Consider the following 13,550-nt stretch of genomic DNA (forward strand, 5'->3'; position numbering starts at 1 on the left):
GCCTTCCGAGATTTCCACCCATGACCAACCCCGACGCTCCGCAATCTAGCGATCCGCAACCCGCCGGTGGCAAGGAGGGTTGTGTGACGGCGACTTCGCAACCGTTGGAACCTCCCGTAACCCCTGAGGCAGTTTTACAACAGCTTGTGGCCGGGTTGCCCCTGCCGATCGCCCTGGTGGACAACCAAGGGAGCTATTGGGCTGCCAGTCAAGCCTGGTTAACGGCCCTATCGCTGCCGGAAGCCCCCCCCGGCCAATCGGTGATGACCCTTTGTCCAGAACTGGCCGCCCTCTGGCGACCGGCCATTGCCCGAGCCAGCCAGGGCCAAACCGTGCGCTCAGAACAGCCCCATTGGCTGGAACGGTCAACCCATCCGGGCCTTTGGTTGGAATGGGAGGTGGCTCCCTGGGGCAATGGCGGCTTGGGGCCGAATGATGCCGGACGCAATCTGGTTTGCATTTCCCTGCGGGTGGTGAGCGATCGGGTGGTGATGGAGCAAGCCTGGAAACAGCTCTTTATCCAATCGGGCAGTTGCCTTTGCACGATCAACAGTCAAGGGGAATTTCAATTTCTCAACGAAACCTGGGATCAGGTTTTGGGTTGGCGGGAAGAGGCGATCGGGCGGCCCTTCACCGATTACGTTCACCCGGACGATCGCACCCGCACCCAGGCGGAAACTCACTTTTCACCCCAAGGAACTCCCACCCGCGTCCTGGAAAATCGCTACCGGCGCAAAGACGGCACCTATCGTTGGTTTCGCTGGAATTTCTTTTGGGATCGGGCCCAGGATTTGATCTACGCCGTTGCCCAAGACATCACCGAGCGGCGCGTGTTGCGCTTGGCCCAAGAACAGGCCGACACCGCCTTGCGAGACAACAACGAACGCTTCCGCACCATGGTGGCCAACGTCCCCGGCGTGATCTATCGCTGTTTGGGCGATCGGGAACGGACGTTGCTGTTTGCCAGCGAGGCGATCGAACATCTCACCGGTTACCGGGCTGAAACCTTCGTCCAATATCGCAATCGCACCCTGCAAGACCTCACCCACCCCGAAGACCGCGATCAAGTGTGGACGGAAATTCAAGCCGCGATCGCCCAGCAGCAACCCTACCGCGTCGAGTACCGGCTCGGCCATGTCAGCGGCGAACTGCGTTGGGTGGTGGAACAGGGACAACCCAGCTTCAACCACAACCGACAACTGATGTGGCTGGATGGGGTGATTTTTGACGTAACCGATCGCAAAGCCACCGAACAGGCCCTCCAGTCCTCAAAAAAGCGCTGGTCATCTCTGGTGCAACGCATTCCCGTTGCCATCATTGAATGGCTCTCCGACGGGCGCATCATCACCTGGAACCGCGCCGCCACCGAACTCTTCGGCTACACCGCCGAAGACATGATCAATCAACCGTTCGATCGAATCCTGCCCGAAAACGAACAGCCCAAAGTCTATGCCCTAATTGCCGATCTGATGACCGGTCGTGGCGGCAGCCGGTTCCGCAACTACAACCGCACCCGCGACGGTCGCATCATCCTTTGCGAATGGCAAAACGCCCCCCTTCGCAACGAGCAGGGGGACATGATTGGCTGTCTGTCCATTGCCACCGACATCACCGCCCGCATCGTGGCCGAAGATCGCCTGCGCCAAAGCGAAGAACGCTATCGCTGCCTGGTGGAAGCCATGGGCCAAACCCTGTGGCACACCAACGCCGATGGAGAAGTCACCGAACCCATGCCCCACTGGGCCCACTTCACCGGCCAATCCTTTGCAGACTATTGCGGCCAAGGATGGTTGATGGCCGTTCACCCCGATGATCGCGGCTATACCCAAGCAGCTTGGCAAACGGCCCGCCAACAACAACAGCCCTACAAAATTGAGCATCGGTTGCGTCGTGCCGATGGTGAATATCGCTACATGGTGGTGCGGGGTGTGCCCGTGTTGGAAGCCGATGGAACCATCCGCGAGTGGGTGGGGGTGGACACGGACATTACCGAACGCAAACAGGCCGAAATTCGCCTGATGGAACAGGAGCGCACCCTGCGCACCGTGCTGGACACGGCCCCACTGCTGATTTGGCTCACGGATGCCCAAGGGCGAGTGCGCTTGGCCAATCGGCCCCTCTGTCAAACCTTTGGCATCGAAGAATCCACCCTGCTGGCGGCCAATCACTATCAAGACGTGCTGGGAGAAGAGTCCTGCCGCGTTTGTCTGCTGTCCGATCAACGCTGCCTTACCCTCGGGAAAACGATTCAGGTTGAAGAGCAGTTCCCCAATGCGGCCGGCGAATTGCGTGATTTTGATGTGGTTAAAACACCGCTGCGAGATCACACGGGGGCCATTACCGGATTGCTGTTGGTGGCGATCGACACCACGGAACGCAAGCAAATTGAACGGGAACAACAGCGCCTGCTAGCCATTTTGGAGGCGACCACGGACTTTGTGGGAACCACCGACATTCACGGCAACTTAACCTATGTCAACCCCGCTGGTTGCGCCATGTTGGGCTACAGCGCCGAGGAGATTTTGCGCTTGAACATTGCCCAGTTGCTGCACCCCTCGGAGCGGAACCGGATTCAAGAGCAGTTTCCCCAGTTGTTGCAGGAAGGGGTGTGGCAAGGGGAAAGCTTATTTTGCGATCGAGCCGGGAATCCGATTCCCGTGTCCCAAGTGGCTTTGGTGCATTACGGGCGCAATGGACAGGTGGAATATCTGTCCAACGTGGCCCGAAACATTGCAGCCCTGAAGCAGGTGGAACAGGCCCTGCGAGATTCCCAGCACTGTTTGCAACGACAGGTGGAACGGGAACGGCTGATTAACACCCTTTCAACGGAAATTCGCAAAAGCATCCATGGCTCCAAGGAACAGGTGATTGGGTTTGCCTTGGAGGAAATTCGCCTGGCCTTGGGGGTCGATCTAGCCACCTTCGCCTTGTATGACCAGCAGGTTAGTGAACCAGCGAATCAACGAGTTGAGGAACCAAGTAATCAACCCACTGACCAACCAATTGACCAACCCACTGATCAACTAACTGACCAACCAATTAACCAAACGACCTTGGAATCGGAATCGGCGACCAATTCAGCAACCGAGGGACTGGCAGATGGGGCTTGGACGGTTGTGGCGGAAGCGAGAGATCCCGCTATTCCTTCGGCAATTGGTACTTACCACGAGTCTCAATTTGGCTCGTTGGCGGCGAAGGTCGCTCGGATGGAAGTGGTGCAAATTGACGACGTGAAACAACTACCTGCCCAAGAGCGGCTGGCCCTGTCTCGCACGAAGGTGCGATCACTCTTGATTGTGCCGGTGCGGATCCACAGTTCCCGCATGGTGGTGATCTCTTGCTCGCAGATATCCCATCAGCATCAGTGGCAGTCGGATGAGGTGGCGTTGGTGCAGGCGGTGGTGAATCAGGTGGCGATCGCGAAAAATCAGGCGGATTTGTTTGAGCGAACCGAAATGGCCGCTGCCGAAGCCCGTGCCAAGGCGATCGCCCTAGAGCAAGCGTTACAAGAACTGCGCCTGACCCAAACCAAATTGGTGCAACAGGAAAAAATGTCGAGTTTGGGGCAGTTGGTGGCTGGGGTAGCCCATGAGATTAATAATCCCGTGAACTTTATTTATGGCAACTTAGCTCATACGGAAGATTACAGCAGAGATCTATTGCGATTAGTGGCGTTATATCGCGACTTTTATCCTGATTTAGAACAGCCGATCGCTGACCTCATTGAGGAAATTGATCTGGACTTTTTGATGATTGATTTGCCCAAAATGCTTGATTCGATGAAATTGGGGGCAGAGCGAATTAAGGAAATTGTGCAATCACTGCGAATTTTCTCCCGCATGGATGAGGCGGAAATGAAGGTGGTGAATATCCATGAGGGATTGGATAGCACCCTCACGATTTTGAATGGGCGGATGAAACCGAAGAATAATCGGTTGGGTATTGAGGTGATTCGAGAGTATGGAACATTGCCAGAAATTGAGTGCTATGCGGGGCAACTCAATCAGGTATTTATGAATATTTTGGTCAATGCGATCGACACCTTGGAGGAACGAGATCAGCAGCGATCGATGGCGGAAATGCAAGCGAACCCGAGCCGAATTCGGATTATGACGGAACGCCGGGGTGAGCAAGCGGTGATTCGGATTCAGGATAATGGGCTGGGAATTCCGCAGGAGGTGCAGCAACGGCTGTTTGACCCGTTTTACACCACCAAGCCCGTGGGCAAAGGCACGGGGCTGGGATTGTCAATTAGCTACCAAATTGTGACGGAAAAACACGGGGGCACGCTGATTTGCGAGTCAGCCCCTGGGGAAGGCAGCACGTTTGAAATTACGATTCCGCTTTGGCAGCCCAATGCGCCCTCTTGAGGGGCTGGTAGCCAAAACGCTGGGTACTGGGTTCGATGAGGGACTCGATGGAGGAGCCAATGAGAAGGGGTAACTCAGGAGCCGATCGACTGGTGAGTCTGGGAAGCGGCCGATAGGGGAGCCGGTGGAAATTGTCTCGATCGCACCTCTTGGCAGTAGGTTTCCGCCGCCGCAATCACCGCTGCTCCCAAATCCGCGTAGGTTTTGGAGAAGGGCGGGGTTTGGTCGCTCAAGCCCAATAGGTCGGCGGTCACCAGTACCTGACCATCGCAGGCTGTGCCCGCCCCGATGCCGATGGTGGGGATGGCGAGCTGTCGGGTAATGCGCTCGGCCAGGGTGGCGGGTACATGCTCCAAAACAATGGCAAACGCCCCGGCGGCCTCTAGGGCGAGGGCTTCGGCTAGGATGCGATCGCCCTCGGCCGGGCTGCGGCCCTGTTGTCGATAGCCCAGTTGATTCACCGATTGGGGGGTGAGGCCCACATGGCCCATGACGGGAATGCCCGATCGCACCAATCGAGCCACGGTGGCGGCCATTTCCGGATAGCCCCCTTCGAGCTTCACGGCCTGTGCCCCGGTTTCCTTCAAAATCCGACCGGCGGAGGTGATGGCTTCCGCTGCACTGGCTTGGTAGGTCAAAAAGGGTAAATCCACCACCACCAAAGCGCTCTCCACCCCACGGGCAACGGCGGCCGCGTGGTGAATCATTTGGTCGAGGGTTAGGGGCAGGGTGGTTTTGTGGCCCAGGGCCACCATGGCCAAGGAGTCGCCCACCAGCAGCAGATCAACCCCCGCGCGATCGAGCAGACGGGCCCACAGCCAATCCCAGGCCGTGAGAGCTGCGATCGGGCGACCCTGTTGTTTCCATTGCTGTAGCTGTTGAATGCGCAAGGCCAAATTCAGTTCTCCTGTTGCCCGATCGCAACGGCTTTGTTCGCAACTTTTGATTTTGCCCAACCCTTGGTCTAAACCGAAATTCACCCCAAACTCAACCCCAAAGGTCATCAAACCAATGGATGGGGGGCGTTAGGCTTTGCCGGTCGATCGCTCTCGTTTTTCATTCTATGGATTGCCCTAGGGCCGGCGACCCATTTGTTGTAAGCGCACCCAAGCGCCCAAACTACAGAGCACCACCACTCCGGCAAATAATCCCAACGGTGGGCCCGATCGCTGCGGGCGCACCATGGGTTGCAACTCTCCAAAGCCGTTGGCCGGAGCGTTGGCGGAGGTGGAATTTTGTTGAAAACGGCGCTCACTGTCGGTGGGCAGGGGAGGCGGCGCGGGGCTGGGGCTGGCGGTGTTCCCGATCGCCCCTGAACCCTCTGGGTTTTGACCCACTTGCAACGGAATCACTTCCGCTGGGCGATCCATCTTCAGCAAGCGGACGATCGCCACGCCGCCCACCAGCCAAAACAAAGCCCAAAACACAAATAGCCCAATTAAGACCCGTCCCCGCAACAGGCGCTCCAGAGCTGTTACCACCGTTGGCATTTGGGCCAGCCAGGCCGGTGACGGCCGACGACGGCGCGATCGCCCGATCGGGGCAAGGGCCGTTGAGGAAGTTGGGGCCCCGTCACTCGATCGCCCGGGCCGACGATAGCGCGATCGCCCGCGATTTCCGAAGGCAGGATTGGGCTGTGCGGAATCCTGGTCGGCGGATCCGATTTGATCTAATCCAATGTGCTCTGGCCTAGTGCGCTCTGGATTAGTGCGACTTGTCGATCGAGGGCGATTTGCACCAACGATCGAGCCGTTGCGATCAAGATCGCCGGGCTGGGGCAGCGCCTCTTCTCTGGGTGCTGGTTCAGGCTTTGGGGCGGGTTTTGGCAGCGGTTGGGGCGATCGCGGCAACGGAGCCGATAGCGGCGGTGGCGGCCCATAACGTGGCAACGGAGCGGGCGCGGCCGGCGGCATCGGGCGCGGCGGCAAGGCAGGCAACTGGGGCGATCCTCGCTTCAGGGCCGCATCAAAAGGATTCGATTCCCCATCCGGTAAAGAAGATGATCGCGATGCTCCAGCCGTCATTTACTGCGCCCCTTGTGCCACGGGATGACGTTCAATTGCCAGCGTTACCAATCGGTGTACTAATTCCGAAAAGGGAATTCCGGTCGCTTCCCACAATTGGGGATACATACTGGTGGCGGTGAAACCCGGCAGGGTGTTGATCTCGTTCAAAAAGATCTCGCCCGTCGCTTCCACATAGAAAAAATCAACCCGCGCCAACCCGGCACAGTCGAGGGCTAAAAAAGCCTCCTTGGCCATGGTTTGCAGGCGATCGACCACCGGGGCGGGCAAGGCCGCCGGAATCACCAAATCCGCCGCCCCGTCGGAATATTTGGTGTCGTAGTCATAAAACTCGCTCTCGAAGGTGATTTCCCCAATCACCGAGGCGATCGGCTGATCATTGCCCAGCACGGCGCATTCCACCTCCCGTGGTTTGCCCCCCGCCGCCGCTTCCACAATGAGCCGTCGATCGAAACTGGCTGCACTGTCCAGGGCCGCTTCCAATTCAGCACGCGATCGCGCCTTGGCAATGCCCACGGAGGATCCGAGATTCGCCGGTTTCACAAAGCAGGGATAGCCCAAATCCGCCTCAAGCTGATCGCAGAGCTTCGGAAACACGCAAGGATTGGACCAAACTTCCGATCGGGTCACCAGCCGATAGGCCACTTGCGGCAATCCCGCCTGGGCAAACAGCATCTTCATGGCAATTTTGTCCATGCCCGCCGCTGACCCCAGCACACCCGACCCGACCCAGGGAACCTGCATTAGTTGCAGCAATCCTTGGACTGACCCATCTTCCCCATTGGGCCCGTGCAGCGTCGGAAACCAGACATCCACCGTGGTGGCCTCGGGGGGGAATTGCCAAAGCGCCGCGCGATCGGTCGGTCGATCGTCACTCGGCAAGGGTTGTCCCGACTCCAACACCCCTTGGGCCACCGCTGGCCCTTGCCAAAGCCCATCCTTTTGCAAATAGAACGGCAACACCTGATAGCGATCGCGATTGCTGTCTGCTTGCAGGGCCCGAGCCGCCGCCGCCGCCGATCGAATCGACACCTCATGCTCGCCCGATCGCCCACCAAACAACAGTCCAATACGCAGGGGATTGCTCATGTTGCCAATCGTTCCATTCACCCAAATCAAGACCCGTTTGCCAGCAATGGTCAACGTAGCTACCAGTTAATCACAGGTTGCTAAGAGTTGTGTCTAGGTTGTGCCTAGCCCACCATTCCCTGGCCATCCACTCCCAAGGGCATCAGGGCATGTCGGCAAATCGTTCAAAACCCCGATTCCAACCCTAGTGGATCGGGAAGACAAGGGGCTTAGAGAATGTCTGAAAAGCCAAAATTGCTACTCTGTATGCCCCAGGGATCGATGTAGACAAGGGGCTTAAGCCCCTTGTTGCGGCGATCGGGGTATCGACAATCAACCGTTTTCGCCTGACTTCAGAAAACGACGACAGGCTTTACCTCTCGATCGACCTCCGCGCCAAAATTTCCCAGCGGAATCCTTCAGAAAGCCCACTTTCCCTAGGTTTGATGTAAATTTTCCTCTGTCTTCCCTAGATTTTTACACTTGGCGAGTAAAGTCAAATACAACAAGCCTGAATGGATTGCTAAATCTTGGCTGTTGCTGAATCGTCACTACCTAGTCCGCTTCAATTCATTTACCCGACTCACCTGATTCACTAATTCACCCAAGTTAAATCACTTGAGTCGATTTGCATCAATTTGAATCGGCCTACACTGATGAATCCCACTTGATAAAATTGCTTTAGCTAAATCTGGGCGGCAATTTTAGGTAAAAATCATCGGCTTTTTTTGATTGTTTAGCTGATGATTTTTTGTCTAAATCATCAACATTAACCTTTGAGTGTTGATCTTGAATGTTGATTTTGATCGTGAATTGACAAATTTGGATTTCAGATCTGAATTTCAGTTTTCTCAAAAAACTCCTGTCTGAATTGTTCCGCAGAGCGATCGCCCAAATCATCGCCCAAACCATAGTGGCCATTAATCCATAATTTTTCAATTCCTCGAAAGTGAAGCTTAATCAAGACTGAAATTAGCCTGGGAAATTGATCCAGCTTCGTTGAGCCTTCAGGATCAATTGAGCCAGCTTTTCTCAGTGAAGTTTCACGAGCCATGTTTCCTATTGTGCCAGTCGTGCTTCAATCTCCTTGCAGGACTGATTTTCCATGATCGCCAAGTCTCGTACCGTGCTGCAATCATCCCCTCCACAGGATCCTTGGTCGCGTCCTCAATCGACTGCCCGAGGAAAGTGGTCACGGCGTTTGGCAGACCTCACGATCGGGAAATATCAACGACTCTTGAATCATTTTTCGCGCGATTGGAGCATTGCGCGGAAAGTGTGTTTAGCTTCTGGAACAGCAATTTTCACAGCCATTTTGGGAACCAGTGTTGGCCTATTTGTGGGCAACCGTTATGCGGTCGAAACCGTCGCAGAAATTCGGGCTGCTGATATTCGCCAAGAGGAATTAGCCCATTTTGCAGATGACTGGATGGTGATTCTCAATTACCCATTCGAGTCTTTGTACTTATTGCGCTATCCATCACAGTTCCAAGATCGCCAACGACAACACCTCGATAAATTGGCGGAGTTGCGCCGGGAGTTGGTGGAATTCTCGGTCACCATGAAAGATCAGAAAGATGGAATTGATGCGGCTCAGTGGCAACAATTAATGAGTCGCCTTAATGAGTCCATGCGCCACTATCAGCGCTTTGCTTTTCCCCTGTTACAGTCATTGACCCTTCGACCGGGATACACGACTCAGGAATATGAAGCAGCCCATCAAACCCTGGTGAATTTTCTGGTGAGTGATTCCTATCGATCGCTCTATTTAGAACTGAACAGCATTCACCAGGAGCTTTTGACTGTTGCGGAAAAAGTAGAAGAACAGGAAAATATTGGCACGGATCAACTCCAGGAAATTCGACAAATTCAAGCGCTGATTGTGGGCGGCAGTTTGTTCGTGAGTTTGTTGTTGGGAATTTTCCTATCGTTAATGGCTGGCAAAACGATCACAACACCCTTGCTGGAGCTGACTAAAACAGTCCAAAAAGTCACTACGGAAAACAACTTAAAGTTAAGAGCGCCGATCACTCAAGAGGATAAAACCACTGCCGATTTATCCATGGCATTTAATCAACTGGTTGAATGGGCTGATTTGTATATGAGTGAGCTACACCAGGCTCAAAGTCGCCTCGTCCATTCGGAAAAAATGTCTAGTTTGGGCAAAATGGTGGCAGGCATTGCCCATGAAATTAATAATCCAGCGGGTTTTGTTTATAGCAATCTCTACCATGCCAAGAACTATGCCCAGGAGTTGCAAGCCCTAGTGGCGCTTTATCAAGAAGCCTATCCCAACCCTCCTCAGCATTTGCAAGAGGCGATTCAAGAAAGCGATCTGGAATTCATTCAAGGTGACTTAGATCGTGTGTTTTCTTCGATGGAAGTGGGCACTGGTCGGATTCGCGACATTGTGAAATCCCTGCGGGTGTTTTCACGGCTGGACGAGGCGGAATTCAAAACAATTGATTTGCATGAGTCGATCGAGAGTGCTCTCACGATTTTGGGCTATCGATTGCGGGAGCAGAATGAACGCCCGGAAATTCAAATTGTTCGTGATTATGGCTCCGTTCCCCCGATCGACTGTTTTGCAGGACAACTCAATCAAGCGTTGATGCATTTGCTGACGAATGCGATCGATGCGTTGGATGAGCGCGATCGCTCACGAAGCTATCAAGAATGCCTCAATCAACCAAGTCAAATTCGGATTGCCACAGCCCTGTCTGATTCTGAGCACCTCACCATCACGATCGCGGATAATGGCCCCGGAATTCCCGAAGCCATTCAACCCAAATTATTCGATCCGTTCTTCACCACCAAGCCCGTGGGGATGGGAACGGGCTTGGGACTAAGCATTACCTATCAAATTGTGGTGGAACATCATCGGGGACAACTGATCTGTCGATCGACCCTCGATCGAGGAACGGAAATTCTTGTGGTGTTACCGATCCATCGCGCCCATTCCTAGCACTAATCTGTCCTCCTAGAGGATGTCTGAAAAGCCAAAATGGCTGTTCTGGATGTCCCGGTGATCAACGCAGATAAGATGCTCAAGCCCCTTCCACGACTATTGGTGCTTGCCCGTGCCAAAGAATACTTTTTAAACATCCTCTTAGAGGATGTCTGAGAAGTATCTTTCAATATGGGCTGAAGATTAATTGTCGTAGGAACAAGGGGCTTAAGCCCCTTGTCTACATCGATCTCTGGGGCGTACAGAATAGCAATTTTGGCTTTTCAGACATCCTCTCAGATGGGGGGCGAGAGTCCTTTGGGCGATCGCGTGCCAATTTGATATCTGTCACTCATGATCAAGGGGCTTGATGAAACCTTTAAAAAGCCCCCAATGCTTTGACCTGCAACTATTCGAGCGCGGTAAACTACCCTTGGGTCAGGCTTGAATTGAAGAATTGCTTTCCCGAGTTTTTCACGATTGATCGATACGGTATTAGCCATATAAGACAATCTCTACTCATAATCTGCCAAACCCAGTAGGGGTTTAAGCTCTGCTCTAGCTCCGGTAAAGGTTTGATATGCAAGAACGCCAATAGTCGCCAAAGTCCTGAGGCTCGCAGTCCACATAGTTAGCAACTCGGTTGAGATTCAAGATCAGATGCTGCGCCGTAGTTGTGATTGCATTGGGTGGCTGGCGCTCCCAACTCTGGCTGTTTTGCTGTTGTGCCTCTTGCCTATTTAGGATCACTGGCCCATTGCCAATGCCCAAAATCTCCCAATCCAAGGACTCAACGCCGTTATGACCGCCTTTGCTCAACAGCCGTCTGGTTCCGAACGCCCTAGGGTGGTTACCTGGCCGCGACCTGCCAAATCCCTTGCTGTTCAGGAGTCGATCGCCCAAACGTCGCTGATGCCCCATTTGGTGCCGGAGCTACCTCGGTTTAATTGCCAAAGCCTGTTGATTCAGGCCCTCACCCATCGATCGCTCGTGCGGGAAAATCCACGGCTGGGTGAAGATAACGAGCGACTGGAATTTTTGGGTGATGCAATTTTGACCTTTGTGAGTGGGGCTTATTTGTATCGCCGTTTTCCCAATTTGGGCGAGGATGAAATGACCCGGCGGCGATCGGCCCTCGTTGATGAAAAGCAACTGGCTCAGTTTGCGATCGCCTTGAATTTGGGTCAGCAACTGCGAATGAGCCGAGGGGTTGAGCAAATGGGAGGTCGCCATAATCCCAACTTACTCAGCAGTGCTTTTGAAGCCTTGGTTGGGGCTTACTATCTCGATCAACATGGGGATGTGGAGATTGTTCGTCCCTTTGTGGAAGCCTTGTTTGACGCAGTGCCCCTTGAAGAACTCCAGGCCCGATCGAGCCTCGACGTGAAAAATCAATTGCAAGAATGGGCCCACAAATGCGGTCTTTCCTTGCCGAAATACAACACCCAAAAGATTGCCGGCCAGGATCACAATCCCCTCTTTTCCTGCCAAGTTTCGTTGGGGTCTCGGATTTTAGGAACCGGCCAAGGTCGCTCCAAAAAAGAAGCCGAAAAATCCGCCGCCGCCGCTGCCCTGGAGACCCTCAACCAGAAGGCCACCAGCAGCACGAATGCGCCGCGAGCGGCCTTGGCCTAACTGGCTTAACTAGCTTTGGCGAACTAATGTGGGTTGCGTTCCCGGGGAATTCGCACCTCAGGGCGATCGCCGCCCAACATGAATCGGTTGTCTTAGCAAAGAGCGGGCAACAAAGCCTCGCCGGTCAAACTGAAGGCCCGTACCTCCGTAATTTTGACGGGGACAATTTTGCCGCGCAGTTCTGCAAAATTTCCCGTGAAGAAGGTCAACCGATTGCCATCGGTGCGGCCCATCACCTGGCTCGGATTTTTCGGGTTCACATCTTCCACCAACACGTATTCCGTGCGGCCAAAATAGCGCTGCGATCGCTCCGCCGCCTTAACGGACACCAAATGATTCAACCGTTGCAGGCGATCGCTCTTGGTTTCCTCATCCAACTGGTTGTCCCACAGGGCCGCGGGTGTACCGGGTCGGGGCGAATAGGCCGCCGTATTGAGCTGATCAAAGCCAATATCCTCAACCAGCTTCAGCGTGTTTTGGAATTGCGCCTCCGTTTCGCCCGGGAACCCAACGATCGCATCGGCACTAATCGACGCATCGGGCATGTAGCGGCGAATCGTATCGATAATTTGCCGGTAGCGCTCATGGGTGTAGCCGCGCGACATGGCCTTCAGCACCTCGTTATCACCCGACTGGAATGGAATGTGGAAATGCTTGCAAACCTTCGGCAGCTCGGCGCAGGTGCGAATCAGCCGCTCTGTGAAGTAGCGCGGGTGGCTGGTGGCAAACCGCAACCGCTCAATGCCTTCCACGTCATGCACTTCCCGCAACAAATCCGTGAAGTTGTACTTGTGCCGTCCGTCGGGCAAGCTCCCGGGCAAGTCGCGCCCATAGGCATCGATGTTTTGCCCCAGCAAGGTCACTTCCTTGTAGCCCTGGCGACCCAGTTCTTCCATTTCCCGGCGAATTTCCTCGGGATAGCGCGATTGTTCCACACCGCGCACGCCGGGAACCACACAATAGGTGCAGCGCTCGTTACAGCCATAGATCACGTTCACCCAAGCCGTGATTTGGCTGTCGCGGCGGGGCTTGGTGATGTCCTCCATGATGTGGACGGGTTCCGTGGCCACCACCTGGCTGCCGTTGAACACCTGCTCCAGCAAGTCTTCGAGGCGGTTGGCGTGCTGCGGCCCCATGATCAAGTCCACCTCGGGCACGCGCCGCAACAGTTGCTCGCCTTCCTGTTGAGCCACGCAGCCGGCCACCACGATCGTCAGGTCTGGGTTGGTTTGTTTGCGCTTGGCCTGCCGCCCCAAGTAGGAATAGACCTTTTGTTCGGCGTTGTCGCGGATCGTGCAGGTGTTGTAGAGAATCAGATCCGCTTCTTCGGGTTCTTCGGTCCAAGCAAAACCCATGGTGTCGAGGATGCCGGCCATCCGCTCGGAGTCGGCCTTGTTCATCTGACAGCCGAAGGTGGTGATGTGGTAGCGGCGGGGTTGGTTGCTCATGGCTCTGGCGGGGCGATCGAGACTCTTTATTCTAAAGCAGGATGTTTCTATTCAACCG

8 protein-coding genes are annotated in these 13,550 nt (G+C 54.8%); 3 read left to right on the top strand and 5 right to left on the bottom strand.

Annotated elements, in window-relative coordinates:
• Nucleotides 1-20: 20 nt before the first annotated feature.
• On the top strand, nt 21-4,370 hold the full coding sequence (locus tag AC2IAX_RS15640) for a PAS domain S-box protein (protein ID WP_494388297.1): 4,350 nt from the start codon (nt 21-23) through the stop codon (nt 4,368-4,370).
• A gap of 74 nt (nt 4,371-4,444) precedes the next feature.
• On the opposite strand, the gene panB is transcribed toward AC2IAX_RS15640, so the two are convergent.
• The 4 genes from panB to AC2IAX_RS15660 form a co-directional block, all read right to left on the bottom strand.
• The gene (gene panB / locus AC2IAX_RS15645; protein WP_494390416.1) at nt 4,445-5,266 is read right to left on the bottom strand and encodes a 3-methyl-2-oxobutanoate hydroxymethyltransferase; all 822 of its coding nucleotides are present in this window, start codon (nt 5,264-5,266) and stop codon (nt 4,445-4,447) included.
• Between the two features lie 177 nt (nt 5,267-5,443).
• Entirely contained in the window at nt 5,444-6,394 is a 951-nt protein-coding gene (locus AC2IAX_RS15650) for a hypothetical protein (protein ID WP_494388298.1), read from the bottom strand.
• A complete protein-coding gene (locus AC2IAX_RS15655; protein WP_494390417.1) occupies nt 6,395-7,483 on the bottom strand; it encodes a D-alanine--D-alanine ligase family protein in 1,089 nt (362 codons plus the stop codon). It abuts the gene before it with no gap.
• A gap of 808 nt (nt 7,484-8,291) precedes the next feature.
• Nucleotides 8,292-8,516 carry a hypothetical protein gene (locus tag AC2IAX_RS15660; protein WP_494388299.1) on the bottom strand — a complete coding sequence of 75 codons (225 nt, stop codon included), beginning with the start codon at nt 8,514-8,516 and terminating at the stop codon, nt 8,292-8,294.
• Nucleotides 8,517-8,567: 51 nt separating this feature from the next.
• Between AC2IAX_RS15660 and AC2IAX_RS15665 the strand changes: the two genes are divergently transcribed.
• Together AC2IAX_RS15665 and rnc are read left to right on the top strand one after the other, a co-directional pair.
• A complete protein-coding gene (locus tag AC2IAX_RS15665; protein ID WP_494388300.1) occupies nt 8,568-10,427 on the top strand; it encodes a sensor histidine kinase in 1,860 nt (619 codons plus the stop codon).
• A 783-nt stretch (nt 10,428-11,210) separates the two neighbouring features.
• On the top strand, nt 11,211-12,044 hold the full coding sequence (rnc, locus tag AC2IAX_RS15670) for a ribonuclease III (protein ID WP_494388301.1): 834 nt from the start codon (nt 11,211-11,213) through the stop codon (nt 12,042-12,044).
• 92 nt (nt 12,045-12,136) lie between these two features.
• Here rnc and miaB read toward each other — a convergent pair whose 3' ends face one another.
• Nucleotides 12,137-13,492: a tRNA (N6-isopentenyl adenosine(37)-C2)-methylthiotransferase MiaB gene (gene miaB, locus AC2IAX_RS15675; RefSeq protein WP_494388302.1), complete on the bottom strand. Its 1,356-nt coding sequence runs from the start codon at nt 13,490-13,492 to the stop codon at nt 12,137-12,139.
• Nucleotides 13,493-13,550: the final 58 nt, after the last annotated feature.

This window comes from Limnothrix sp. HT2024, assembly GCF_059138625.1.